This is a genomic window from Arthrobacter sp. 01T414, assembly GCF_056398965.1.
The window spans coordinates 490,106-514,515 of record NZ_JBFTQK010000002.1; the positions used below are offsets into that span (position 1 = coordinate 490,106).

Sequence of the window (24,410 nt, forward strand, 5' to 3'; positions counted from 1 at the left end):
ACCATGGCTGCAACCAACACCCTTCCCGTAGCTGTCATCGGAGCCGGGCCCATCGGCCTCGCCGCGGCGGCGCACCTGCTCGAACGCGGCCTGGAACCGTTGATCCTCGAGGCCGGCCCGGCCCCGGCCGCCGCGATCGAACAGTGGCGCCACATCCGGTTGTTCTCGCCCTGGCAGTACAACACCGACGCCGCCGTGGCACGACTGCTCGCCGCGGCCGGCTGGGAATCACCCGAGCCGTCCGCGCTGCCCACCGGCGGCGACTTGATCGACCGGTACCTCAGCCCACTCGCATCGCTTCCCGAGATCGAGTCCCGCCTGCACACCGGGGCCCGCGTCATCGCCGTCACCAGGCAGGGCATGGACAAGACCCACAGCCGGAACCGCGACACGACCCCGTTCGTGGTCCGGGTCGCGCACGCCGACGGCGAAGTCCGCGACTACCAGGCCGCCGCCGTCATTGACGCCTCCGGAACCTGGTCCACCCACAACCCCCTCGGCACCTCCGGCCTGCCCGCCGTCGGCGAAGCAGCCGCCGCGGCCCACATCTCCTCTCCCCTGCCGGACGTCCTGGGCCGAGACCGCGAAGCCTTCGCCGGGCGCACCGCCGTCGTCATCGGCGCCGGCCACTCCGCGGCCAACACGCTGATCAACCTCTCCGAACTTGCGGCCCAAGTGCCCGGCACGAAGATCGTGTGGGCGATCCGCGGAGCCTCGGCGGCCAAGGTCTACGGCGGCGGCGACGCCGACGGGCTCGCCGCCCGCGGCCAGCTCGGCAGCAGGCTGCGCGCCCTTGTGGAGGACGGCACGGTGGAACTGCACACCGGCTTCGGGATCGCCGCACTCACCGCGGCCGACGCCGGTTCGGTAACCCTCACCGCCACCGACGGCCGGACCCTGACGGCGGACGTCGTGGTCCCGGCTACCGGGTTCCGCCCAAACCTGGACATGCTCCGGGAACTCCGGCTGGAACTGGACCCGGGCGTCGAAGCACCGCGGGAGCTGGGCCCGCTGATCGATCCCGAATTCCACTCCTGCGGCACCGTGGAACCGCACGGCGCGAAGATGCTGGCCCACCCGGAGCGGGACTTCTACATCGTCGGGATGAAGTCCTACGGCCGGGCCCCCACCTTCCTGCTGGCCACCGGCTACGAACAGGTCCGCTCCGTCGCCGCGGCCCTGGCCGGGGACCGGGAAGCCGCCGACACCGTCCAGCTCGAACTACCCGAGACCGGAGTCTGCTCCTCGGACATCGGCACCAGCTGCGACGTCCCGACGCCGGCGACCGCGGGGTTCGTGGCGGAGACCTCCGGCGGTTGCTGCGGGACGCCCGAACCGGTCCTGGTCGGCTTCCCCACCGGTCTGGCCCACGGCCGCTCCGGCGAAAACTGACCCCCTCCGCCTGGTCACCTAGCCAGGTCCCCATCCCTGCTAAGCAACACCGGCTCCGGCTCCAGCAAGAAGGAATCAAACCAATGATCCAGACCACGAAAAGGCCCGGCGTCCTGTTCGTCTGCAGCAAGAACGGCGGCAAATCACAGCTCGCCGCCGGACTGATGAACCAGCTCGCGAACGGTTCCGTCACGGTGTACTCAGCCGGGACAAACCCGGGCACGTCACTGAACCCCCAGTCCGTGGAGTCTCTGGCGGAACTCGGCATCGACATCAGCGGCGAACACCCGAAACCCATCACTGAGGCAGTCCTTGACGAGGTCGACGTCGTGATCGTCTTGGGCAAGGAGGCCAGAGTGGACGGCCCCGAGGGCAAGCGGCTTGAAGTCTGGGACACGGATGAGCCCTCCGAACGCGGCATCGAAGGCATGGAGCGCATGCGGCTGGTCCGGGACGACATCAAGTCCCGGATCCAGAAGCTGTATGCGGAGCTCACCGGTAGCTAGGCCATGCCCGCCGCGGCGCCATCAAGGACCCTGGTGGCAGAGGGTGCACCGCGCGGCGGTCTCGCCGCACTGTGCATTACCCAAACCACAGGGTGGGGCGTGCTCTACTACGCGCTGGTCGCCGCGGTCCGGCCCATCAGCGAGGACACCGGCTGGGACCCGGCTTTGGTCACCGGGGCCTTCTCCGCCGGGCTGCTGGTCTCCGCTGCAGCCGGAATCTTCGTGGGCAGGATCCTGGACAGGACCGGGCCGCGGACACTGATGATCAACGGATCGCTGCTGGGAGTGCTGGCACTGGTTATCGTGGCGATGGCACCAACCCTGCCCGTGTTCTTTGCCGCGTGGCTTTTGGCGGGGGCCGCGCAGTCCGCGGTCCTCTATCAGCCGGCCTTCACCGTGATCACCCGCTGGTACGGCCCTGCCCGCATCCGGCCCCTGACAATCCTGACCCTCGCCGCCGGCTTCGCGTCCACCATCTTCGCCCCGGTCACCGCCGCCCTGGCCTCCGCGTTCGGCTGGCGGGACGCTTTCCTCGTGCTCGCCGGGATCCTGGGTCTGGTCACAGTCCCACTGCATGCCCGCTACCTTAACGGTCAGTGGGCGCCGCCCGCTCGCGGCACCCCTGCGACAGACCACCGCGCCCGGCTGCGGGCCGTCCGGCGCAGTCCGGAATTCCTCGGCCTGCAAACCCTCATGGTGCTCCTCGGGTTTGGTCTTTACACCGTGACGCTGAACATCATTCCCCTGCTGCTTGAAAAGGGAGCCGACTACCCCACGGCCGCCCTCGGCCTCGGGCTTGTGGGCGCCGGGCAAGTCGGCGGCCGGCTGCTGTTCGCGGCCATCCCGCCCGGAGCCCGGCTGCCAAGCATCACCGCTGCGGCGGCCTGCGCTGTGCTCCTCCTGGCAGCCCTGCCCGGCCCGATGCCGGTGCTGATTGCGGCGGGAATGCTCGCAGGTGCCGTCCGGGGCTGCCAGACCCTTCTGCAGGCGACCGTCGTCGCTGAACGGTGGGGAACGCACGGCTTAGGCACCCTTCAGGGCGTCTTTGCGGCACCGCTGACCGCCGTGACCGCCGTCGCCCCGGCTGCGGGCACGCTGCTGGCGGTATGGCTGGGAACGTACACGGGCATGGGCTACGCCATGGCAGCAGCCGCCGGCACGGCGGCCGTGCTTGCGGCCGGCATGAGCCTGCGGCCACAACGGGCTGGGAAGTCCGACAGCTTTGGCCTTTCATCCACGGCACCGCCGCCGCGAGGAAAGAAGCGGCGCGACTCACGCCCTTAACCGGGGGAGATCCCGTCCAGCCACTTTAGGGCTTCCGCACGGGAGGTGAAATAGGCGTGCGGGCAGAAGTCATGGCGCCCCAGCGCTGCCGCCACGACGGTGTCCACCACCGTCGATCCCACCAGGGCAACGGCCGATACCGCCTGGGCACGCTCGTAAGCGCCCCTCGCCGCTGCGCTCACGGTCACGCTGGAGATATCCACCAGCAGGGGCAGCGCGCTGCCGTCACTGAGGCCGCGCATGACCTCGATGGACGCGATGGCGTCCTCAATTCCGACCTGCGAACCGGGCGCCCAGGACAGGTGCAGTAGCCGCCCGCTGAGACCGAGCCGGCCCTTGCCGTCTGCAATCAGGATTTCTTCCATGCCGCCCTCCCCCAGGGCCCCACAATACGCCTTGAGAGGCCAGATCCTCTGGATCTTGGAGCCAACGGCCCCCGCCTCGACCAAAACCTCGGCGGTAACGCCAGCAGAATCGAGCACCACAGCGTGCGGGGATCTAAAACGCGCGTCCAGAGTGTGCAACGCTGGTTGCATGGATCTCGAGGTGTCGCCCGCGCTCACCATCCCCTCGTCCGAACTCCGCTGGCGGTTCTCACGCTCATCCGGGCCGGGCGGCCAGCACGTCAACACCTCGGACAGCCGCGTGGAACTCTCGTGGAGTGTCGGCGGCTCGGCCGCGCTTTCGGACAGCCAGCGGGCGATGCTGGTGGCACGCCTGGGACGACGCCTGGTCCGCGGGGTGATCACGGTGACCGCTTCGGAGCAGCGATCCCAGCTGCGCAATCGCGAGAGCGCCCTGGCCAAGCTCTCCGAGCTTGTGGCCGAGGCCCTGACGGCAGAGGCTGCGCCGCGCCGGCCGACCAAACCTACCCGGGGCTCCAACCGCAGGCGCCTTGCCGCGAAGGAACGGCGGGCCGCGACGAAACAGCAGCGCCGACGGCCGTTCGCGGAGTAGCGGCTCCGGCCGCCCTTTTGCGGACCAGCGGCTCCGGCCATTCGCATTCGGCCCCTGTCGCCACGAGGGGGCATTGGATAAAATCAGGGTCCCCGGTCAATCGACCCGGGACCCCGGCGGCCGGGCCCGGACGCTAGCTCGCCGGGCTGAGCAGAGAGGCCAGCCATGGACTTCACCCCGGCCAGTGAGCATCCGCTGGATCCCTTTCCTTCCTACGAACGAATGCGGGAAACCGCCCCAGTCTTCCACCACGAGCAGTCGGGCAGCTGGCACGTCTTCCGGTACGAGGACGTGCAGCGGGTGCTCTCCGAACACGCCACGTTCTCCTCCCGGATGCGGAGCGACGACTCATCCGAGTCCGGCCACCTCTTCGAATCCAGCCTGATTACCACCGACCCGCCCCGGCACCGGCAATTGCGTTCCCTGGTGACGCAAGCCTTCACGCCGAAAGCCGTAGACGCGCTCGGTCCCCGCATTTCACAGCTCACGGACGAGCTCCTCGGGGAGATCGCGGACCTCGGGACAGCGGACCTGATCCAGGCATTGGCCGTCCCGCTGCCGGTGATCGTGATCTCGGAACTGATGGGCGTGCCCGCCGAGGACCGCGACCGCTTCAAGGAGTGGTCAGACGTGATCGTCAGCCAGACGCGGACCAATGCGCTGAATGAGGATCATGAGGCAGCCAACCGGGAGATGACGGCGTACTTCCTGGACCTGATCGAACAGCGTCGGAGCCGGCCCGGCAACGACTTGATCAGCAATCTGCTCTCTGCCGAGATCGACGGGCAGAAGCTAAGCGTGGTCGAGCTGCTGGGTTTCTGCAGCCTGCTGCTCGTTGCCGGCAATGAAACAACCACCAACTTGATCGGCAACGCTGTTCTTTGCTTCGCCGAAGTTCCCGGCACCATCGAACGCCTCCGCGGGGAACCGTCGCTGCTCCCCCAGGCCATAGAAGAGGTCCTTCGCTTTCGGTCTCCGGTCCAGTCGATGTACCGGATTGCCGTCGCCGAAACCACTCTGGGCGATGTTCAAATTCCGGCCGGCGCCCCGCTCGTGGCGTGGATCGGCTCCGCGAACCGGGACGAACGGCAGTTCCAGCAGGCCGCCCGCTTCGACGTCGACCGCGGCCAGATCCGGCATCTTGCGTTCGGCCACGGCGTCCACTTCTGCCTCGGCGCCCCGTTGGCAAGGCTGGAAGCCAGGATCGTGCTGGAGGGCATCCTCAGCCGGTTGCCCGGACTCGCCCTGGATCCGGGAGCTCGCCTCGAACGGATGGAAAGCACCATCGTCTATGGCCTGAAAGCGCTCCCGGCCAGCTGGCAGGCGGCCTGAACGTCGCGATGAGCCGGTGCGCACCGCTTGGACCGGGAGCATACTGGTGGCATGAATGAGCGTGAGGACTTCTTGGCCTGGGTCCAGACCGCGCTGTACCAGGCGGAACTGGCCCTGCACAATGGCGACGCAGCGCCCCGCCGGGCGCTCTGGTCCCGCAATGAACCCGTGAGCGTCCTGGGTGCATGGCGCAACGCGAACGGCCAGCGGGAACTGGATGAGCTGTTCACGGGGCTCGCGAAGAGTTTCTCGGACTGCACGTCCTATGTGTTCGAATTGCAGGCATATGACGTGGTGGGCGACATGGCCTACACGGCGGGCCTCGAACACACCTCTGCGTCCGTGAACGGTGAGCCGCGGGCCTACACGCTGCGGGCCACCCAGGTTTACCGGCGCGAGGACGGCGAATGGAAAGTTGCGCATCGGCATGGCGACACCGTGACGGAGAATCCGTAAACCTGCCACCGGTACCCCGGTCGACGGCGGCACCCCGGCGGGCGGCGGGCCGTTACCTCACTTGGGGATACGATCCGAGCTCATACGGGTCGTCATAAACAGACCAGCTGATTGGTGGCGTGAGCTCAAGGTTTCCTGCTTCCAAAAGCCCGTTGTGGATATCCTGGCGCCCGTGCTTCTGGTAATCGCCCCAGGCCTTGAGGACTTTCACCCTGTCCTTCACGACGGCGGCGAGGAACTTGGCCTCTTCTCCGCCTTGGGCCGGGGGGCGTTCCGACTTCCGGGCTGCGGCCAGAATGCCACCGAACGACTCGTCGTCGTCCCCCGGGCCGTGGTTGACCGAGACGTCATAGTAGATCGCAAGCCCCAGCGGACCAACGCCGTCCCGGACAGCTTCTTCGAACGCAGGCTGCCAATAGACCCTGTCCCGCTCCTGCTGTTGGGTCCGCTGGAAGGCCGGGTCACCAGCAGCGGCCTTCCAGCCGGCAGCGAAGCCAGGGTCCAGCAGCCGGTGGCTCAAGGCCGGGCGTTCCTTGTAGGGCGCCTCCATGATCTGCTGCAGGCTCGGCAGGTACTGCGCCAGCGGATTCCCGGGGGCGGCATTCGAGTAGGCCTGGAGGAGCTCGAGCATATCGCCGGTGCCGCTGCACCACCCCACCAGGCCGCCGGTGTAGCCGCGCCCGTCATCGATGTCCTCGATGTAGCCATAGGACGTGGTCCAGTCAGGAGTCGAATTCTCTGCGGTGGAGGTGAGCTGGAGCGCGATCTCCTTGTACACCGGATTGGCGATATCCGCCCGGGATTGGGTTTCGCCGTTTGCCTGCTGGTCTTTTCGTCCAAAAAGTCGATCAAACACCAGACCTCCCGAAGTTGTCGTGGCGCCGAGCCTAGCAGTCCGCCGGCCGGCGCAATAGGGCCTTTCCGGCACTGTGCAGCGACGCCGGACCCCTCGCATCCTGTCCGCGCCGGCGGACTGTTATCCGGCCTGCCGTCCATCCCTTGCGGCGGCCGGACGCGTTTGTAAACTGAACGGGAATCCACCTATTCGTTTGGCAAGGGATGGGATTGAAAATGACTACGTTTCGGGACCTCCACTACGCCGCAACGCCGTTCCTATTGCCGAATGCGTGGGACGCCGGATCCGGCCTGGCATTCGCCGATGCGGGATTCCCTGCCGTCGGCACCACCAGCTTTGGCATCGCTGCGAGTGCAGGCCTCCCGGACGGAGGCCGCTCCAGCAAGGCGGCAACGGCCGCTCTGGTGGCCCGCCTGTGCCGCCTGCCGGTCCACATCACGGCGGACATCGAGGACGGTTACTCCGATGACCCGGCCGAGGTTGCGGACTTCGTGGCCCAACTGGCTGCGCTCGGCCTGGCCGGGGTCAACCTGGAGGACAGCACGGCCGGTCATCTGGTTGATCCAGCAGTCGTCGCGGACAAGGTCGCCGCAGTCAAGCGACGCAGTCCGGCCGTGTTTGTCAACGCGCGGGTAGACAACATCTGGTTCGGCGAACAGGCCACCGTCGACGCCGTCCTGCGCCGCGCCGGTCTCTACGCCGACGCCGGGGCGGACGGAATCTTTGTCCCCGGGCTTGCGGCTCCGGACGACATCCAGGCCGTCACCGCCGGTGTCGCGCTGCCGGTTAACGTGCTGGCACATCCCTCACTGACCGTCCCTGAACTGGGTGAGCTGGGGGTCAGGCGGGTGAGTTCCGGCTCCCTGCCTTACCGAGCCGCCGTCGACGCCGCGGTGAACGTAGTCACCGCCCTGCGCGATGGCAAGCAGGCGCCGGCCGCCACCCCGTACTGGGAGATGCAATCGCGCTTGGTGTCCTTTAGCGAACGTTCCGAGAATTGACTCGGCCGGGCCGCCCCGACCTAACTCGCGGGGAGCCCCAGGCTGCCAGCGGTGCCGGGGTCCTGCCTGATTCCGGCGTAATAGGCAGCGGCCATGTCCTGCTTTGCGCGGCCCTGGGAGGCGACTCGTTCGAGGCGCTCGGCCGATGCCTCCACCCCGTCTAGCCGAACACCCTGCTCCCGGGCGGCATCGAGGATCAGCCGGGCGTCTTTCAGGGATGTGTCGACCGCGAAGGACGCCGGTTCCAGCCGGTCTTCGAGGATGAGGCCGGCCTTGGTTCGCAGGAAGGGCAGATCGAGGCCGCCGCCGTCGATCAGCCCGAAGAACTGCCCGGGATCCACCCCGAGCGCCTCGGCGAGGGCCAGGATCTCACCGGCGGCATTTGAGGCGGCGATGACCCAGCTGTTGACGACGAGCTTCAGCCGGGTTGCCGAGCCCGCGGCCGCGTCCTGCCCCGTCCAGACCGTGCGCGCACCGATGGCGTCCAGGACCGGCGCCACGCGTTCACGCACCGCGTCCGGGCCGGCCGCGATCACTATAAGCTGGCCGGCCTCAGCGGGCTCGCGGGTGCCGGAAACGGGCGCTTCGACCAGGTCGAGGCCTACCTCGTTCGCCAGGTCCGCGAGGGCTGCGACGTCGTGCACACCGACGGTCGTGCACTGCACCCAGGCGGTGCCCGGGCGGACTCCCGCTGCCGCATGCCGGATCACGTCGACCACGGCGGCAGCATCAAAGAGCATGGTCAATACAACGTCCGCGCCCGCAACAGCCTCAGCCGGGGACCCGGCTATCTGCGCCCCGGCGTCGCCGAGCGGGACGGTCTTGGCCTGGTCGCGGTTCCACACGTGGACTTCGTGTCCGGCCCGCAGCAGATTCCGGGCCATCGCGGCCCCCATGATGCCGGTGCCGAGCACAGCCACCTTGCGTTTCGTGTCCATCCCGGAGTCCTCTCGATCGTTGCGGGTGCCTTAGCGATCCACGTCTGTGTAACTGCCCTGGCGGCCCTGACTGTCCCAGGCAGTCATCCTACCCACCAGGGTGTGGACGTCCGCGTAGCTGCCCGGTCGCCCCGCATGCTCGGCCCGCCCCCCGGCCAGGACGTCGACGTCGGTGTACCCGCCCGGCAGCGTCCTCTTCGCCGGGGCCGAGCGATGAAGGGTGTCGGTATCCGTGTAGGCGGCCTTCCTGGCCGGTCCGCGGAGTGGCTGGTGAGTGGCAAAAGTACTCAAGGAATCTCCAATTGCTTAGACAGGCGTCCAAAGAGGCCGCGCCGTGAAGTGCCGCGTCCGGGCTCTTCCTGAGCCCGCGGCTGCTACCCACCCTTCTCCGAGCAGCGATAGCTTTCAAAGAAGAAAAGTCCATCGCGCGATAGGGAATGTTTATTCCTGCTGGTCAGCCGGCGCATTTTCCAAGAATGTGAGATCGATCCCACGGGCCACCTCAGTGAGCGCGCGTGCAAGGACGCTTTGCGGCTCGCGAGAGAGCGTCACGAGCCCGATGTGTGGCCGCCGCTCCGATCCGATCAGCCGGAGGGCGCGCAGGCCACGGGGAATCCGAAACACATGCAACCAAGCCGCCGGCACAATGGTGGCCCACAGGCCGGCGCTCATTTGGGCCAGGAGCGAAGCGACCGAGTCCGTCTCAAGCCGCGGGTCAGCGGTCAAACCCACGTCCAGGAACGCTTCGTCCACCTGCCGGCGCCCCTGCATCGACCGGTCCAACAGGCACAGAGGCAGTGTCGCGGCGTCCGACCAGCCCACCGCAGTGCCCTTGAATGCCCCGTGGGCCTCCGACGTGAGGAGCACATACTTTTCGCGGTACAAGCTGGTCATCTCAAAACCGTCCGGAACCGGGTCGGCGACGTAGCTAATTCCGGCGTCAATTTCGTAGTCGGCCAGCAGCCGCAGCACGTCCTCGGACCTGAGGTCGGACGCGACATGGACGTTGGCCAGAGGATGCGCCGCGCAAAAAGCGGCGGTCAGCCCGGACACGGCGGGTGACGCGGTCGGGATCGTGCCGATTCGAAGCTGTCCCGTCACGCCGGACCGCATGGCCGCGATCTGCGCCGTCAGGGCACTGCGGTCCGCCAGAATGCGGCGCGCCCACACCACAATCTGTTCACCCTCGGCCGTCAGACCTTCGAACCTATTGCCGCGCCGGATCAACGGGACGCCCAACTCGACTTCAAGCTTCCTGATGCCCTCGGACAAGGCCGGCTGGGACACCGAGCAACTCTCGGCCGCCCGTGCGAAGTGGCGCTCCCGGGCCAACGCGACCATGTATTCAAGCTGGCTGAAGATCATAGCTTCTGGTCTACCGCACGCAGACAACGAATCCACCACCCCGGCCGCTCCAACCCCTAGTTTTCCCCTATATCGGAATGTATCGTTGAGTATCGTTCGCGACTCACTAAGGAGAGACCAGCATGCGTAGTTCATACCCGGCCGGCGGCTTTGGAGCACCCAACATTGACAGCATGTGGCAGGCGGTTGAAGACCTGCGCGCGCGGTTCGAGAAGCGCTCGGGAACCCGTGCGGGTCGTGGCGAGGTGCGGTCGGCGGTACTCGCCCTGCTCGCTGAGCGGCCGATGCACGGCTACCAAATCATCCGTGAAATCGAGGAGCGCAGCAGCGGCAGCTGGAAGCCGAGTGCCGGCTCCGTCTACCCCACCTTGCAGCTCCTGGCCGATGAGGGGCTGATCCGTGCCGAGGAGTCCAACGGCCGCAAGATCTACTCGCTAACCGAGGCGGGCCGGGAGGAAGTCGCCGGCGCCGATGCGTCGGCACCGTGGGAGCCTACGGGCCACGCAGCCGGCCCCGGTTTCGCGGCGCTACCCAAGGCCGGAGTCGAGCTCGCGCAGGCTGCCTCCCAGGTGGGCCGCACGGGCTCGCCAGAGCAGGTGCAGCAGGCCGTGGCGGTGCTCAACGAGGCGCGTCGCCGGCTGTATTCGATCCTCGCCCAGGACTGACCGGTGCCGTCGGGCCGCCGGGACCGGGCGGATCCGGTTCCCGGCGCCGGGGACACCCGTGCACGCTACCGTCGGATCCTGCGCTTCGCCGCGTGGCATCTCGCGGAGACCTGGTGGTTTGAACTGTTCCTCCCCCGGGTGGGGCTGGGCAGCGTTGCCGGGCGTACCCGGACGAAGCGGATGCGCCGTTTCGCGCAGCGCTTCCATGTGCTCGCGGTGGAGCTCGGCGGCCTGATGATCAAGGTCGGGCAGTTCCTGTCGTCCAGGCTCGACGTGCTTCCGCCCGAAATCACCAAGGAGCTGGAGGGGCTGCAGGATGAGGTGCCGCCCGTTCCGTTCCCCGCAATCCGCGCCCTTGCCGAGGCGGAGCTGGGTGCCCCGCTGGACCAGGTTTTCGACTCAGTAGAGGAGGTCCCGATCGCCGCGGCATCGCTTGGGCAGGCACATCGAGCACGGCTCCTGCCCGCCAATGCCGCCGACGCCGGGCTTCACAGCGTGGTCTTGAAGGTGCAGCGCCCGGGCATCCGCGAGATTATCGACGTCGACCTGGCGGCCCTGCGGAAGGTCGGCGGATGGCTCAGCCGCGTGCGCCTGGTGTCCAGCCGCGCGGACATGCCGGCCCTGGTCGAGGAGTTTGCACAGATCAGCCTCGACGAGATCGACTACCTGCATGAGGCGGCGAACGCGGAGCGCTTCGCGGCTGATTTCGCCGATGATGACCGGGTGGACGTGCCCGAGGTCGCATGGGAGTGGAGCACCCGCCGCGCGCTTGTTCTCGAAGACGTTGCGGCGATCAAGATCACCGACGCCGGGGCGCTTCTCGCGGCGGGAATTGACCCGGCGAAGGTGGCGCCGGTTTTTGCCTCGGTGATGTTCGACCAACTGTTTACCAACGGGTTCTTCCATGCAGACCCGCACCCCGGCAACATCTTTGTCACCCCGGTTACCGATCCATCGGCGGCTCGCCCGTGGAAGCTGACGTTCATCGACTTCGGCATGATGGGCGAAGTTCCGCCGCGCACCCGCAGCGGCCTACGGAAGCTGCTGATCGCGGCCGCCTCGCGTGACGGCAAGGGACTGGTCAACGCGATCAGCGACGTGGGGGTGCTGGTTCCGACGGCCGACAGGGCAGAGCTGGAGCGGGCGATGACGCAGCTCTTCGCCCGCTTCGGCGGGATGGGCTTTGCCGAGCTTCGCGAGGTGGACCAGCAGGAGTTCCTCGAGTTCGCCGTGGAGTTCGGCGATCTGGTCCGCTCGCTGCCGTTCCAGCTGCCGGAAAATTTCCTGCTCATCATCCGGGCGATGTCGCTGACCTCGGGTGTGTGCAGCTCGCTGGACGCCCGCTTCAATCTCTGGGACGCCGTCGAACCCTATGCGGCGCAGCTGCTGCGCGACGAACGGGGCAACCTCGTCCAGGATGTGGCACAGCAGGTGCTCGACGCCGCCGGGGTGGCCGTGCGCCTGCCGAAACGCCTGGACGGCCTGATCACCGGGTTCGAGGAGGGGCCACTGTCCGTGGCCAATCCGCGCCTCGAACGGCAGCTGGCCCGGCTGGACCGCACGGCGCAGCGAGCCGCGTCGGCGCTGGTCTTCGGCGCGCTGCTCATTGCAGGCGCCGTGGTCCGGGCGGATGACTTGTTGCTCGGCAACGTGCTGATGGTTGGGTCGGTTGTTCCGCTGCTCCACGGGCTGTGGGCGGGGCGCCGAGGCCTCTGAGTGCGGTGTGAGGACAAACCGCTCGGACTACCACCCGCCGGTGCCCGGACCGCCCTTGAAGGGACCGACGATCTGCCTGGTGATCCAGCCGCCGTAGAAGTCACCCGCCTGGGCGGCCACTCGCTCGCCGTCGACCTCGCAGGAATCCATGCGGGCCGGGTAGAGGGCCACCCTGGTGCTCAGCGCTTCGAACCCCCGGGCGGGATCGGGATAGGTCCACCCGCCGCGGGGAACCACAACACCGCCGGCCACGACGTCGAAGTAGTGCGCCTGCCCCTTGAACTCACAGAAGCTGGTGCCCTCGACCGGGACCAGGACGCCGGCGGAAAAGGCATCCAGCGGCAGGTAGTAGACCGGCGGATGACTCGTTTCCAGGACGCGCACTGAATCGGTGGTGTCGGCAATCACCTGGCCGCCGAGCCGGACAACGATCCGTTCCGACCGCGGCTCCACCCTCGGCGGCCGCGGATAGTCCCAGACCGACTCTTGACCGGCCTCAGGTTTGATGGGCTGCGGACGCCGTAGGAAGCCGGGAAACCCGTGAGCAGGAGTCATATTAACCGGAGACCTGGGTCGTCCTAGCCTTCGCACTCGATGCAGTACGAATGTCCGTTCCTTTGGCTCGCGAGCTGGGAACGATGCCGGACCAGGAAACAGGAGAAGCAGGTGAACTCGTCTTCGGCCTGGGGAATGACTTCAACGACGAGTTCCTCGGCGACAAACTCTCCGCCGGGGGTGATGGCATCATCCAGTGCATCGGATTCGTCCAGTTCCCGGACAACGCTGCGGGCATCCGGCGCGTTGGCGGACTGCAGCGCTTCCAGGGAGCGTTCCTGGGATTCCTTGACGTCGGAACGTACTTCGTCGTAATCAGTTGCCACTTAGGTCATTCTCTCTTCCGTCGTTCTTAGCTGACGCAGGTGCAACGTACGAAGTGGCTACGTAATTCCCTGTTTCGGGGTACAAGCTTCGCGGAGTGTGCAAAGTGACAGAACGCCACTGCCGGACTGGCCTACTCGGCCTACCTACCCGGCCGCGCGCCGCGTGAAGACCAGGTGGGTGACTCCGAGGGGAGAAGGGGTGGCTTCGATGTCAAAGCGCTGTTCAAGGTCTTCGAGTCCATCCCAGAGCCGTTCCCCTCGCCCCAGGACGATCGGCACGAGGACGATGTGCATGTGATCGATCAGATCGGCCTCAAGGAACTGGCGGATGGTCCGGACGCCGCCACCAATCCGGACGTCGAGGTCTCCGGCCAGGGCGCGGGCCTGCTGAAGCAGCGAGACAGGATCGGCGTCGACAAAATGGAAGGTTGTCCCGCCCTCCATTTCGAGTGTCGGCCGGGGATGGTGTGTCAGAACAACGACGGGGGTGTGGAAGACGGGGTTATCGCCCCACCACCCTTTCCATTCCTCGTCCTGCCAGGGGCCGCGTTGAGGACCGAACTTGTTTCGACCCATGATCTCCGCCCCGATCCCTGGCTTCCACTGGCTGGCGAAAGCCTCGTCGACGCCGTAGGAGCCTTCCGACTCCCCGTGGAAGCCCATCTCCCGGAAGGTGCGCGTCTCGAAGGCCCATTCCATGAGCCGTGAGCCAGCGTGTCCAAATGGAGCTTCGAGTCGCTGGTCCTCGCCGGTGCCGAAGCCGTCCAGGGAGACCGAGAAGTTGTGCACGCGGACGAGGGACATGTCATCTCCTTGGGCTGCTGGACGTTTGCGGACACTCTACGAGGATCGCACCCCGCGACTCAAGGGGTTCCAGCCTTCTCGGCATAGGCAGTGGCGTGGCTGCGCACCTGGCGGATGTAGTCGCCCGACTGGTTGTAGGCGTAAATGGCGTCGGTCCATCCTTGCGCCGTAGTGAGGTCGCGGCCGCTGCCGCACAGATACGTCGCCGCGCTGAGGGCGGCGTCGTCGATATTGAGCGGATCCGCTTTTCCGTCACCGTTCCCGTCCCGCCCGACGAGCTGCCAGGTGGAGGGAATGAACTGCATGGGCCCGACGGCGTGGTCCCAACGGGCATCACCGTCCAAGGCACCGGCGTCCGTGTCCGCGATGGCGGCAAAGCCGACGCCGTTGAGGCTGGGTCCCACGATTGGGCCGCTCGCCTGCCCGGCGCTGTTAAGGCTGCCGCCGCCGTATGATCCGTGCGCTGATTCGACGAAACCCACGGCCGCCACGGTGTTCCACCCGATCCCGCAGCCGGGCGTCGCATCATTGGCCGAGACGGCCGCGGCCACATAAGCCCGGAGCGCGCGGGCCGGGATCCCGGTCTGCGCGGCGGCGCGGGTGAGCCACTGGGCATCAGGGTTCCGGCTGACGTTCACGGCGGTTGTGATCCCGGTGGACAACATTTCAAGCTTTGCCCCGGCCCGCGGCGGTGCAGGAGGGGCCCCGGCTGAGTCCGCGCCGGGCTGCCGGATTACCCAGAACGAGAACGCGATGATGATGCACAGGGCGAACAAGCCGAAAACCAGAAGGCGTTTGAGACGGAGCACTGACCAATCAAACCATTTACGCCCGTATGGCGCTGACGTTGTCCGCGACACAGCATCTTCTGCCGCTGACGGTGGCGGTGACCGGGATCCGTGGATGTAACGTGTCGGCCGGCGCCATTCCGGTTGACCCGCTCGCTATTGCGCCGATGAGGGCGCATGCTGGTCAGGGGTCCGCCTGAGCTTCAGCTGGAAGTAGGTGGCGGTCTTCAGCAGTACCAGGCCCCCTGGCCACCTAGAAACCGGTCCGGGCTCAGTTGGAGCCGTCAAGCAGCCGGCGGCTCCGATGGTGGTACCGGACCGATGGTCCCGCAACGCAGTCTCCGCCCCAAGCGTGAACGCCACCCCGACTCCGTGTCCGGCTGGCCGCCTATGCGGCCAGCGCCACTCTAGAGCGGTGGCCAGTGACCGCGCTCGTACCCGAACAGGTTAATGGTTCGGGCCGGAAGGGGCCGACTGGGCCTCTCTGCAGGCTTGTTCTCTTCCGGCAGCTCCGCCGTGCTGCCGGACTGTTCCCCGTTAGTGCCTGATTCGTCTGGATCATTGGACATGTGACATCCCTTGGTTGGCCGAGCAACAAGCTGTCCACCGACGAGTGATGGTGCCGGCAGACAAAATGGTCCGGCCGGCCCGCAGATTCACGGATCTCAAGCGGCGGTTCGGGTCGAGCCTGGTGCGCGCCGCGTGCGGTCGGTGCAGTGGTCCTGGATCAAACCCGTCCCGGCGCATTCGCGCACGTTGACGATGGCCGCCGCAGCTTCATCCTTATCCCCGAAGGGCTGTGAGAGGGCCAGTACGGTCCCGTCCGGCGCCAGAAGCCGGAACCGGACGTGCGACTGGGGGTCGGTAAACAACTCGAATGTCCCTGCCATGATTTTTGGTCCTCCCGGGCATCTCTGCCCTTGGTCTGCGTTGCACCGTTACCTGGCCGGAACACTCCTTTACAGCATGCGCCGGTCCGTCCGCCATTGTCAGGGACGAAAGACCCGAAGCGATCATGGACTTCCTCTGTGTTGAACTCCCACGGAAACGACAACCGGTGCGCTCCGCCCCCAAAAGATACGGGCCGCAACGGAGCTCCGTACCGACCATTGCTATGTCGAACAATAGGCCGAAAGTGATCGGCCCCTAGCGTCCCAATGGGTCCCCGGGATAGAGCCGGGGCGCTTCGATGCCCGGACGCAGGATCTCCACTCAAGGCGCCGGGACAATATGTCCCGATCCAGGCGTCCACCCGCCGCGTCGGTTCAGCAGGGAGCCGCGCCCCATCGGGTCGGCCCGGGCCGCGTCTAGGGCAGCGGATAGACGAACCGTGGCCGCGGCACGTCCGGCGCTCGTCCGTGGCCCGGCGGGGTCCTCGCTGATGCAGTCCGTCAGGGAAGCGGTGACCTCAGCAATCAGGTCCGGAACCCCACAGGACCTGTAGCCGGCGCCGGCGGAAACCTCGGGGCGACTCAGCTCCCCGGCGACGAGCACCGCAACCTCGGTCCTGCGTTCMATGCCGAGCTTGTCCAGTATTGACGAGACCATATTCTTAACTGTCTTCTCCGCTAGAAACATTTCCCGGCTGATCTGGCGGTTGCTTAAACCTCTTGCCAAGCCGAGCGCCACGGAGGCTTCCCGATTGGATAGGCGCCGGAGCGTCTCCTCCGTACAGTCAGCTCCCCGCCCCGGCACCCGGACCCGGAGCCCCGGAACGAACCGGCTGCTGTAAGCGGTCTGGCCAGCCAGTACCCTGCGGATCAACCTGTGCTGGTCGCCGCTGTCGTCCTGTTTGGACAAGCAACCCCAGGCACCGGCCAGGATAGATTCGATGAGCACGGATTCGTCATCTCCATTGGTCATCAAGACACAGCGGATGGAAGGGTCCGTAACGGCGACGGCACGGCAAACGTCCGCACCGGACCCGTCAGGAAGATCATCGTCAAGAACCGCAAGCACCGGTCGTAGGGCGGGAATCCGCCGGATGGCTTCGCGCGCCGAACCCGACTCCCCGGCCACGGCCAATCCGGCCGACTCAATCAGGTGGCGTAACCCGCGCCTCACAACCTCGTGATTGTCCAGTACGTACAATCCCCCGCCGTAGCCGGAATCGGGCGCGCAGGTCTTCGGGTCAGCCATCATTGCTGTTCCGTTCCTTCGCCTTTGACTGGAAGGCGCCGTAGGCGGGCTCCCCACGCCGTTCTCTCCGACGTGAAACGAGCCCTGATCCCGGACCGGCCCCAGCAGCTGGCGCGTATCTGTACGCAAGGGATCTGTACTCGCCACGCTAGACCTAATCAGGGACGGAACCTGACGACTTGAGCGGAAATGACTCAGGCCACATTCCGGCCCAAGAAATACCACGGACCCGCGGTATCTGTCCGGAGTCAGAACCCGCCTCACCATCAGCATCGGATTCCCACCTTGGGGCGGTCAGATGCCTTGGTAGTCGCCGGAACCCTGCTCGGGAACCTCCCACTCCCCCTCCGGCGTCCGGAACCCACGCATCGACCCGAACATCAGGTCGGTCATCCCGGTCGGATCGCCGCCGCAACGGATGAAATCTTCCCGCCGACGCCGGCCCATCCGCTTGGTATTTCGGACGCCCAGAACCGTGACCAGGGTTGCGCCCAACACTGCGGCGGTCAGGAAGAACGGCAGTTGAGTGCTGAAGCAGGAGGCCAGCCATCCAGCGGAAATTGCTCCAGCCGCGATCCATAGAACGAACCCGGTGACCACTGCGCCGCGCAGCGATGCGTTACTGGGACGGTGAATGGGGATGAATTTGGCGGGATCAACGGGCGTACAGCCGTGCCTGGCGCGGCGGCCGGATTGTTCGGGCATGAAGTTTGTCTCCCCTTGAGCTGTCTTGACGGCTGCCTCCGCTAGCCGGGGACATGCTGGTTCTCTCCCCGATCCTAGTCTGGAACACGGCTGCAGCCCCGGTGATCGACCTGGCCCGGGGCGCTGCTGCAAGCCCATCGGAGCGGTCCGCACCCCCAGGGCGTCAACCCCGCTTTCCAGCAGGTTCAGCTGCGCCAGGGCTGGCTCGTCATCGGCACCGAACGGCGGTGACGACTTGAGCGTCGGTGTGACCACTGCGGGTCTCGTATGTTGCGAACTCAGGGGTCAGGTTCGATGATTGTTGGAGGCCATCCGGGCAGGCGCCCGTCGGCAGCACCCTTTGCGCAGCCCCACAGCTCAAGAGACTACGGTGAGAAGTGAGTGATCGAAGCCAGGTCATTGGGTTCTTGATCCACGACAACGTTACGATGGTGGACATCGCCGGGCCAGCGGATGTGTTTCACCACGCAAATGCCTTCGGGGCGCGCTACGAGACTGTTTTGATTTCCGCCGACGGCAAGGCCAAGCGCGCCTCCAATGGGCACTATCTGACCGTAGAGGCCGCAGCCGGCCAGACGGGCGCCTTGGACACAATCATCGTTCCGGGTGCCTACGGGATGGTGGCGAAGTCCTTCGAGCAGGGGCTGGTCGAGGCGGTTTCCGGTCTAACGGATGATGCCGACAGGATCGCCTCCGTCTGTACCGGTGCTTTTCTGCTGGCGCACAGGGGCTTGCTGAACTACCGCAACGCGACCACCCACTGGACCCAAATCGAAAGGTTCAGCAGGTCATATCCGCTGGTACGTGTCGTCCCTGACGCGTTATTCGTGCAAGACGGTTCGATCATCACCTCAGCGGGAGTCAGTTCCGGGGTCGACCTGGCCCTGTTCATAGTTGAAGACGACTACGGCCCCGACGTCGCGCGCGCCGTCGTCCGTCAAATGGTCATTTTTAATCAACGGCCGGGAGGCCAGTCCCAGCGTCCTGTCGCGGTCCGCGTGAGCGCCCCCAGGGACCACGTCCTCCGCAAACTCCTCGACAGCATCACGGCCGACCCAGCCGCGAACTACTCGATTGACGCCATGGCCGCCATGACGAATCTCAGCGCCAGTAGCCTCACCCGGCGATTTCAAGAGGCAACCAACACCACTCCTGGTCGGTACGTCGAAATGGTGCGCATAGAGGCGGCTCAAGGCATGCTCCAGAGGGGAGCCACCGTCGCCGCGACGGCGGCCGCCAGCGGATTCGGCAGTGCCGAAACGATGAGGCGCGTCTTCACGCAGCGGATCGGAATGAGTCCGTCGCTCTATCTGGAAAATCTCCTGTCACAGCCCTGAGGCTTCCGAACCTCACCGCCCGCTCGATCATAGGCTGACGCTATCTGGGGGATGGTTGACGGGATTCGCGGGTCCGCCAGCGCGTTGCCGGGTCAATGCTGGATACATCCGGTAAAAACCGGAACCATTGCCGGTCACCCGGCCGGAACTGGACAAACTCCATCCGCAGATGTGATGGCGGCGCGAGAACGTCAGTTCTCCGCCGTCGAGACAAGGATCAAAATCATGGGCTACATCAACGTCGGTACCGAAAACAGCACGGAAATCGAGCTCTACTACGAGGACCACGGGGCCGGCCAGCCGGTTGTCCTCATCCACGGCTACCCTCTGGATGGCGGCTCCTGGGAAAAGCAGACCGCGGCCCTCTTGAATGGCGGTTACCGCGTCATCGCCTACGACCGCCGGGGGTTCGGCAAATCCAGCAAACCGACCACCGGCTACGATTACGACACCTTCGCAGCCGACCTTAACGCCGTACTCGAAACCCTGGACCTCCAGGACGCCGTCCTGGTCGGTTTCTCGATGGGCACCGGCGAAGTCGGACGTTACATCGGCACCTCCGGCCAGGCCCGTGTAGCCAAGGCAGTGTTTCTTGCCTCTCTCGAACCGTTCCTCCTGCAGACCGAAGACAACCCCAGCGGCGTTCCGTCTTCGGTGTTCGACGGCATCCGCACCGCCGCCATTGAGGACCGTTACGCCTGGTTCGCCGACTTCTACAACAACTTCTTCAACACCGACGTTTTCCTCGGAAGCCGCCTCAGCGAGGAAGCGCTTCGCAACGCCTGGAACGTCGCCGCCGGCTCGTCCTGGTACGCGTCGTTCGCCGTCGTCGACTCATGGCTGACGGACTTCCGCTCCGACGTCGACAAAATCACAATCCCGACCCTGATCGTGCACGGAGCGCAGGACCGCATCCTGCCAATCGACGCGACAGGCCGCGAGTTCACCAAGCGTCTTCCGTCCGCGGAGTACGTGGAGCTCCAGGATGCACCGCACGGCATGCTCTGGACGCACGCCGCCGAGATCAACGAAATCCTGCTCCGCTTCCTGGCCAAATAGCCACCGCTTCCTCACGTACGCGAGTTCCTGAAAGGAGACCAGAAAGATGGACAAGGTCCTCAGTGAGCACGAGGCGAGCCGATGGATCGATCGGTATGTCCAGGCGTGGAGGACGAACCGCTTGGATGACATATCCAGCGTCTACGCCCCGGACGCCGAGTTCCACGAACGTCCCTATGAGACCGACTGGCATGGTCTGGACGAAATTATCGCGGGATGGAAACTGAGGTCAGGGTGGAGTGGCACAGCCTCCTGGACTTTCGGCTGGAAGCTCCTCCACCTGACGGGAGACACCTTCGCTGCTCAGGGAACCGGCGTATATCCCGCTCTTGGAACTTTTGACAACCTTTGGGTGGTGACCCTCAACGCGGACGGGGCGGCAACAGCACATTGGCAGTGGAACAACCAGGTAGCACCCCCTGCCGATAATCCCACTTACTGACCAAAGTGCGCCGCGGTCTGCCCGACCGATCCGAGGCGGTGCGACTCGGGAAGGCACCCGCCACCCCAGGTGCCGGCAGTCCCGCCCCCGGCCACAACCCCTCGCCCAGAAAGGAAAACGACAGTGACATACCCAAACGCCAAAGCCTTGGTTCTTCTTGACCACCCCGATCTCAGCCGGTCCCGAGTGAATCACGCCCTTGCCGCCGCTTTGGAGGGTGCACCCGGTCTCGCGGTGCGCGACCTGCGCCGCCTGTACCCGGACGGCCGGATCGACCTTGCTGAGGAAAGAGCTGCGGTGGAGGCAGCGGACGACATCGTGCTGCAGTACCCCACGCACTGGTACGCCCCGCCGGCGTTCATCAAGAGCTGGCTGGATGAGGTGCTGGTCCGCGGCTGGGCCTACGGCACCGGGGCGCCGGGGGCCCTTGCTGGCAAGACACTGCGCGTCGCCACCAGCACGGGAGGCACCCGGGATGCCTACTCCCCCGACGGTTTCCACGGATGGGACTACACCGACATCCTCATCCCTCTGCAAGCCACGGCCCGTCGGCTCGGAATGCAGTGGCTCAGCCCCTTCGTCCTGCACGGGGTACGTGACCTGACGGATGAGCAGCTGCAGGACCTGGCCCGGCACTACCGGAACCTGCTGGAACGAAACGCCGTTCCCGGGCACGTTTAGTGACACCGGCGCCCAACGGCCTAACCATGGTCCGGAGCCGTTGGGTGCCTGCGGCTCCGGCTGGCAGGGTTTTCCGGCTTGCCGATTCAGCCCGCCATGCCGCTGAGGAGCCCGACGACGTCGCCCCGGCCAGCCGCCGCATCGTTGACTCCAGGCTCTAGCGGGCGACGTCGGCGATCAAGCGGGCGGCAGAGGGCAGGCCGCTGGCGCCGGCGCGTGCGTAGTTGTCGATATCGGTGACGTCGTGGCCGAGGCCTGTCATGGCCTCGACGAAGATATCCATGTCGATGATCTGCAGGACTTTGAGGTGATCGGCGTTGGCGGTCGTGACGGCGCCGGTGAGTGCTTCGAGGGCGAAGCTTCGGCCGGTTCCGGAGCGGAGCAAGTCCGTCAGCGCGCCAAGATCGAAGTCCAGATCGCAGGCCAGGGCGAGGATATCCTGGACGTTCTTCTGGTTCATCATCAGCAGGGCATTGTTGAGGAGCTTTCCGGTCTGGCCTGATCCTGCCTCCCCCATGTAGGCGATCTTTCGGGAGAAGGACTCTAGAACGGGCCGGGCTATCTCCAGAGCTTCGCGGGGACCGCCGACGATAGTCGTCAGCTGACGTGCTTCGGCTCCGGTCCTGCCGCCGCTCACCGGGGCGTCCAGGACCAACACGCCAGTTTGGGATCCCTGCTCGGCCATGGCGGCGGCATAACCGGGAAGACCGGTGCCGTGGTTGATGAGAATGGTGCCCGGCCGCGAGCTTTCGAGCAGGCCGCCTGTCGTGAGAACCTCCTCGATGTCGGAGTCCTCGCGGAGGCACAATCCGACCATGTCGCTGGACGCGGCGAGCGCGGCGAGGGTGTCATGCCGGACGTAAGGGAGGCCGTCGAGGGCGGCCAGGGACGCCTCGCGGCGGACCCAGATGTTAAGTTTGAAGCCCGCCTCGGCGATCGCGCGTGCCATGGGGGCACCCTGGTCTCCGAGGCCGACCCAGCCGACGTTAAGTTCGGAGGCGTTGCCAGGGGTGATTGCAGGTGCGGTTGGTGTTGCGCCGGGTGTGGCGGTGCTGCCGGTCATGTAATTGTCTTTCTGCATGGAGGAGTTGAGGGCTTTCACGGGGTCTTCCGGGCGAGGAGTTCGGTCGAGAGATCCCAAAGTCGCTCGGCGTTGGCCGGATCGACTGCGTAGGCTGCCACTCCGGTGTAGTCGGGGCCTCGGTGGTCCACGGTGCGGGCCTCGTTGACGTCCTCAAAGTAGCGTCCGCCGATGCCCTCAAGCTCGGGGGAGGTCGCAACATACAGCGTGGTCGCCGCACCCTGCTGGGGAGTTTTCTGACGTTCGACGGGGGTTCGCAGCCCTCCAGTATGGCGCTGGAGTTTGGTGGCGATGGCCCCGGGCATGACGGCGTTGGAGGTGATGCCGTCCTTGGCCCAGCGTGCGGTCACGCCCACGGCGAACAGGGCTGAGGCGGTCTTGGACTGCCCGTAGGCGACAAAGGCGTCGTAGGCGACGAAGTTGAAATGCGGGTCATCGAATATGACCGGGGAGAACAAGTGTCCGCTGGAGCTCAGGGACACGATCCGGGCATTCCCCGCCTCGGCGAGGGCTCCATGCAGGGCCTGGGCGAGGGCGAAGTGACCCAGATGGTTCGTGGCGAACTGCATTTCCCAGCCCTCCGGTGTGCGCTCGAGTTCGGGCAGGGCCATGATGCCGGCGTTGTTGACCAGCACGTGCAGCGGGCCAGTCCATCGGTCGGCGAATTCGGTGATGGTGGCCAGGTCGGCGAGGTCCATCCGGCCCAAGAAGATGTTGTTGTTAGCCGTTGACTCGCGCAATTCCTGGGCTATGGGCGTTGCGGCCTCGACGTTGCGCACCGCCAGGGTGACCTCAGCACCGATGTTGGCGAAAGCGCGGGCTGTTTCGATCCCGATGCCGGAGGCGCCGCCGGTGACGATGACGCGCTTTCCGGTGAAGTCGATGCCTTCGGTGACGTCGGAGGTGGTGGAGCTGAATCCGAAACCGGTGGTGATTCTTGCCATGGGGTTGGTCTTCTTTCGGCAGTGCAGGAAGTTTTTTCATAGGAGCCGTCCGGCGTCCTTCGGCTGCAAGCCTGAAGGAGCGCGGGGTCTGGGCAGCTCTGGAATTCAGTGTGCTCGCACCGGAATCGGGCAGCCAGAACCCCGTGATTCATATGAATGCCGGGGCTACCCTCGTGGGTGATTCAGAGCCGCCCGTGATGGAGGGGTCGGGTCATGTCCGGGAGCGTCCGGGCCAGACACTCCAGTGCCCGTTCGGAGGCACTGCCGGGCTCGGCGTGGTGAATGACGAGGAGGTGACCGTCCGTTCCGGTTACGGCCAGTTTTTCGTGGAAGAGCTCAAGGTCGCCCACCACCGGGTGATGCAGCAGTCGCTTGCCCGACACCTTGGGGCGGACATCGTGGCGCCCCCAAAGCCGGAGGAAGTAGGCGCTGCGCTCCGATAGCTCGGTGACCAGCGCCTCGAGTTGCGGGTCGTTGATGCGCTCCCCCACAGCTGCGCGGAGTCCCGCGGTCGCGTCCTCCATGACGTGTTCCCAGTCCTCGTAGAGCTCCCGTTCGGCGGGGTCCAGGAAGGCTGCCCGCAGCACGTTCGTGCCCGGTTGGTTCCTCGGGGACAGGGCAACGGCCAGCGGATTGGCGGCGAGGACGTTCATGAAGCGGTCCTGGACAAAGGCCGGAACCTGGGCCAACGTGACCAGTAGATACGAGAGGCCCTCCGCCACCCCCGCCGGGGAGGGACTGGCCGCGGTCTGCAGGACCGGTTGCGCGAGCCGGTGCAGATGAATGGTCGAGGGCGGGTCCAGGCGCAGGGCGCGTGCGAGAGCGTCCAGTATTTGCGGGGATGGTCGTGGTCTTTCCCCTGCTCCAGGCGCACGTAGTAATCCACGCTGATGCCCGCGATGCCGGCAACCTCTTCACGCCGAAGACCCGGAACCCGGCGCCGCCCGTAGCTGCGCAGTTCGACGTCCTCYGGCCGGACAAGCTTGCGTCGCGCCCGCAGGTACTCTCCGAAAGCCGTGTTTCTCGCCACGGACCTAATCTACGCCCGCGGGCTGATCAAACGCAGCCGAACTCAAACAGG

The 24,410-nt window shown here is 66.0% G+C and carries 28 protein-coding genes; 13 read left to right on the plus strand and 15 right to left on the minus strand.

Annotated features, from left to right (window positions below):
- Window positions 1–3 precede the first annotated feature (3 nt).
- The 3 genes from AC1DK9_RS07720 to AC1DK9_RS07730 all read left to right on the plus strand — a co-directional run bounded on the left by AC1DK9_RS07720 (window position 4) and on the right by AC1DK9_RS07730 (window position 3,182).
- Window positions 4–1,392: an FAD-dependent oxidoreductase gene (locus AC1DK9_RS07720; RefSeq protein WP_476860841.1), complete on the plus strand. Its 1,389-nt coding sequence runs from the start codon at window positions 4–6 to the stop codon at window positions 1,390–1,392.
- Between the two features lie 83 nt (window positions 1,393–1,475).
- Window positions 1,476–1,898, plus strand: a complete 423-nt coding sequence (locus AC1DK9_RS07725) for an arsenate-mycothiol transferase ArsC (protein ID WP_476860842.1) — start codon at window positions 1,476–1,478, stop codon at window positions 1,896–1,898.
- A 33-nt stretch (window positions 1,899–1,931) separates the two neighbouring features.
- The gene (locus tag AC1DK9_RS07730; RefSeq protein ID WP_476860843.1) at window positions 1,932–3,182 is read left to right on the plus strand and encodes an MFS transporter; all 1,251 of its coding nucleotides are present in this window, start codon (window positions 1,932–1,934) and stop codon (window positions 3,180–3,182) included.
- Here AC1DK9_RS07730 and AC1DK9_RS07735 read toward each other — a convergent pair.
- Window positions 3,179–3,547 carry a DUF7793 family protein gene (locus tag AC1DK9_RS07735; protein ID WP_476860844.1) on the minus strand — a complete coding sequence of 123 codons (369 nt, stop codon included), beginning with the start codon at window positions 3,545–3,547 and terminating at the stop codon, window positions 3,179–3,181. The genes AC1DK9_RS07730 and AC1DK9_RS07735 overlap by 4 nt on opposite strands.
- 169 nt (window positions 3,548–3,716) lie before the next feature.
- Here AC1DK9_RS07735 and arfB point away from each other — a divergent pair, with 169 nt between their 5' ends.
- The 3 genes from arfB to AC1DK9_RS07750 all read left to right on the plus strand — a co-directional run bounded on the left by arfB (window position 3,717) and on the right by AC1DK9_RS07750 (window position 5,927).
- Entirely contained in the window at window positions 3,717–4,139 is a 423-nt protein-coding gene (arfB, locus tag AC1DK9_RS07740) for an alternative ribosome rescue aminoacyl-tRNA hydrolase ArfB (protein ID WP_476915510.1), read from the plus strand.
- A 165-nt stretch (window positions 4,140–4,304) separates the two neighbouring features.
- The gene (locus AC1DK9_RS07745; RefSeq protein ID WP_476915511.1) at window positions 4,305–5,471 is read left to right on the plus strand and encodes a cytochrome P450; all 1,167 of its coding nucleotides are present in this window, start codon (window positions 4,305–4,307) and stop codon (window positions 5,469–5,471) included.
- 51 nt (window positions 5,472–5,522) lie between these two features.
- Window positions 5,523–5,927, plus strand: a complete 405-nt coding sequence (locus tag AC1DK9_RS07750) for a nuclear transport factor 2 family protein (RefSeq protein WP_476915512.1) — start codon at window positions 5,523–5,525, stop codon at window positions 5,925–5,927.
- 52 nt (window positions 5,928–5,979) lie between these two features.
- On the opposite strand, the gene AC1DK9_RS07755 is transcribed toward AC1DK9_RS07750, so the two are convergent.
- A complete protein-coding gene (locus AC1DK9_RS07755; protein ID WP_476915513.1) occupies window positions 5,980–6,783 on the minus strand; it encodes a chitosanase in 804 nt (267 codons plus the stop codon).
- 215 nt (window positions 6,784–6,998) lie between these two features.
- On the opposite strand from AC1DK9_RS07755, the gene AC1DK9_RS07760 reads away from it, so the two are divergent.
- Entirely contained in the window at window positions 6,999–7,784 is a 786-nt protein-coding gene (locus tag AC1DK9_RS07760; protein WP_476860848.1) for an isocitrate lyase/PEP mutase family protein, read from the plus strand.
- Window positions 7,785–7,804: 20 nt separating this feature from the next.
- Here AC1DK9_RS07760 and AC1DK9_RS07765 read toward each other — a convergent pair whose 3' ends face one another.
- Both AC1DK9_RS07765 and AC1DK9_RS07770 read right to left on the minus strand, forming a co-directional pair.
- Entirely contained in the window at window positions 7,805–8,722 is a 918-nt protein-coding gene (locus AC1DK9_RS07765) for an NAD(P)-dependent oxidoreductase (RefSeq protein WP_476915514.1), read from the minus strand.
- Between the two features lie 441 nt (window positions 8,723–9,163).
- The gene (locus tag AC1DK9_RS07770; RefSeq protein WP_476915515.1) at window positions 9,164–10,087 is read right to left on the minus strand and encodes a LysR family transcriptional regulator; all 924 of its coding nucleotides are present in this window, start codon (window positions 10,085–10,087) and stop codon (window positions 9,164–9,166) included.
- Window positions 10,088–10,209: 122 nt separating this feature from the next.
- On the opposite strand from AC1DK9_RS07770, the gene AC1DK9_RS07775 reads away from it, so the two are divergent.
- Window positions 10,210–10,752 carry a PadR family transcriptional regulator gene (locus AC1DK9_RS07775; RefSeq protein ID WP_476915516.1) on the plus strand — a complete coding sequence of 181 codons (543 nt, stop codon included), beginning with the start codon at window positions 10,210–10,212 and terminating at the stop codon, window positions 10,750–10,752.
- A 3-nt stretch (window positions 10,753–10,755) separates the two neighbouring features.
- Window positions 10,756–12,468, plus strand: coding sequence for an ABC1 kinase family protein (locus tag AC1DK9_RS07780; protein ID WP_476915517.1), 1,713 nt, complete (start codon window positions 10,756–10,758; stop codon window positions 12,466–12,468).
- Window positions 12,469–12,495: 27 nt separating this feature from the next.
- On the opposite strand, the gene AC1DK9_RS07785 is transcribed toward AC1DK9_RS07780, so the two are convergent.
- The 7 genes from AC1DK9_RS07785 to AC1DK9_RS07815 form a co-directional block, all read right to left on the minus strand.
- Window positions 12,496–12,921 carry a DUF427 domain-containing protein gene (locus AC1DK9_RS07785; protein ID WP_476915518.1) on the minus strand — a complete coding sequence of 142 codons (426 nt, stop codon included), beginning with the start codon at window positions 12,919–12,921 and terminating at the stop codon, window positions 12,496–12,498.
- A 125-nt stretch (window positions 12,922–13,046) separates the two neighbouring features.
- The gene (locus tag AC1DK9_RS07790; RefSeq protein ID WP_476860854.1) at window positions 13,047–13,349 is read right to left on the minus strand and encodes a DUF4193 domain-containing protein; all 303 of its coding nucleotides are present in this window, start codon (window positions 13,347–13,349) and stop codon (window positions 13,047–13,049) included.
- Between the two features lie 144 nt (window positions 13,350–13,493).
- Window positions 13,494–14,153: a dihydrofolate reductase family protein gene (locus tag AC1DK9_RS07795; RefSeq protein WP_476915519.1), complete on the minus strand. Its 660-nt coding sequence runs from the start codon at window positions 14,151–14,153 to the stop codon at window positions 13,494–13,496.
- Between the two features lie 59 nt (window positions 14,154–14,212).
- A complete protein-coding gene (locus AC1DK9_RS07800) occupies window positions 14,213–14,962 on the minus strand; it encodes a lytic transglycosylase domain-containing protein (protein WP_476915520.1) in 750 nt (249 codons plus the stop codon).
- Between the two features lie 644 nt (window positions 14,963–15,606).
- Window positions 15,607–15,831 (minus strand): YegP family protein, encoded by a 225-nt coding sequence (locus AC1DK9_RS07805; RefSeq protein ID WP_476915521.1) that lies wholly within the window; start codon window positions 15,829–15,831, stop codon window positions 15,607–15,609.
- 322 nt (window positions 15,832–16,153) lie between these two features.
- Complete coding sequence (locus AC1DK9_RS07810) at window positions 16,154–17,083, minus strand: response regulator (protein ID WP_476915522.1); 930 nt, start codon at window positions 17,081–17,083, stop codon at window positions 16,154–16,156.
- 291 nt (window positions 17,084–17,374) lie between these two features.
- Window positions 17,375–17,785, minus strand: a complete 411-nt coding sequence (locus AC1DK9_RS07815; protein ID WP_476915523.1) for a hypothetical protein — start codon at window positions 17,783–17,785, stop codon at window positions 17,375–17,377.
- Between the two features lie 377 nt (window positions 17,786–18,162).
- Between AC1DK9_RS07815 and AC1DK9_RS07820 the strand changes: the two genes are divergently transcribed.
- The 4 genes from AC1DK9_RS07820 (at window position 18,163) to AC1DK9_RS07835 (ending at window position 21,304) form a co-directional block, all read left to right on the plus strand.
- Window positions 18,163–19,122: a GlxA family transcriptional regulator gene (locus AC1DK9_RS07820; protein ID WP_476915524.1), complete on the plus strand. Its 960-nt coding sequence runs from the start codon at window positions 18,163–18,165 to the stop codon at window positions 19,120–19,122.
- A 225-nt stretch (window positions 19,123–19,347) separates the two neighbouring features.
- Window positions 19,348–20,181, plus strand: a complete 834-nt coding sequence (locus tag AC1DK9_RS07825) for an alpha/beta fold hydrolase (protein WP_476915525.1) — start codon at window positions 19,348–19,350, stop codon at window positions 20,179–20,181.
- Between the two features lie 46 nt (window positions 20,182–20,227).
- Window positions 20,228–20,623: a nuclear transport factor 2 family protein gene (locus AC1DK9_RS07830; protein WP_476915526.1), complete on the plus strand. Its 396-nt coding sequence runs from the start codon at window positions 20,228–20,230 to the stop codon at window positions 20,621–20,623.
- 123 nt (window positions 20,624–20,746) lie between these two features.
- Window positions 20,747–21,304: an NAD(P)H-dependent oxidoreductase gene (locus tag AC1DK9_RS07835; RefSeq protein ID WP_476915527.1), complete on the plus strand. Its 558-nt coding sequence runs from the start codon at window positions 20,747–20,749 to the stop codon at window positions 21,302–21,304.
- A 157-nt stretch (window positions 21,305–21,461) separates the two neighbouring features.
- Here AC1DK9_RS07835 and AC1DK9_RS07840 read toward each other — a convergent pair whose 3' ends face one another.
- The 4 genes from AC1DK9_RS07840 to AC1DK9_RS07855 form a co-directional block, all read right to left on the minus strand.
- Window positions 21,462–22,385, minus strand: a complete 924-nt coding sequence (locus AC1DK9_RS07840) for an NAD(P)-dependent oxidoreductase (RefSeq protein WP_476915528.1) — start codon at window positions 22,383–22,385, stop codon at window positions 21,462–21,464.
- Between the two features lie 17 nt (window positions 22,386–22,402).
- Window positions 22,403–23,329 (minus strand): SDR family NAD(P)-dependent oxidoreductase, encoded by a 927-nt coding sequence (locus AC1DK9_RS07845; RefSeq protein WP_476915529.1) that lies wholly within the window; start codon window positions 23,327–23,329, stop codon window positions 22,403–22,405.
- Window positions 23,330–23,511: 182 nt separating this feature from the next.
- On the minus strand, window positions 23,512–24,051 hold the full coding sequence (locus AC1DK9_RS07850) for an MmyB family transcriptional regulator (protein ID WP_476915530.1): 540 nt from the start codon (window positions 24,049–24,051) through the stop codon (window positions 23,512–23,514).
- Complete coding sequence (locus AC1DK9_RS07855) at window positions 23,979–24,359, minus strand: helix-turn-helix domain-containing protein (protein ID WP_476915531.1); 381 nt, start codon at window positions 24,357–24,359, stop codon at window positions 23,979–23,981. Before AC1DK9_RS07855 ends, AC1DK9_RS07850 begins: the two co-directional genes overlap by 73 nt.
- Window positions 24,360–24,410: the final 51 nt, after the last annotated feature.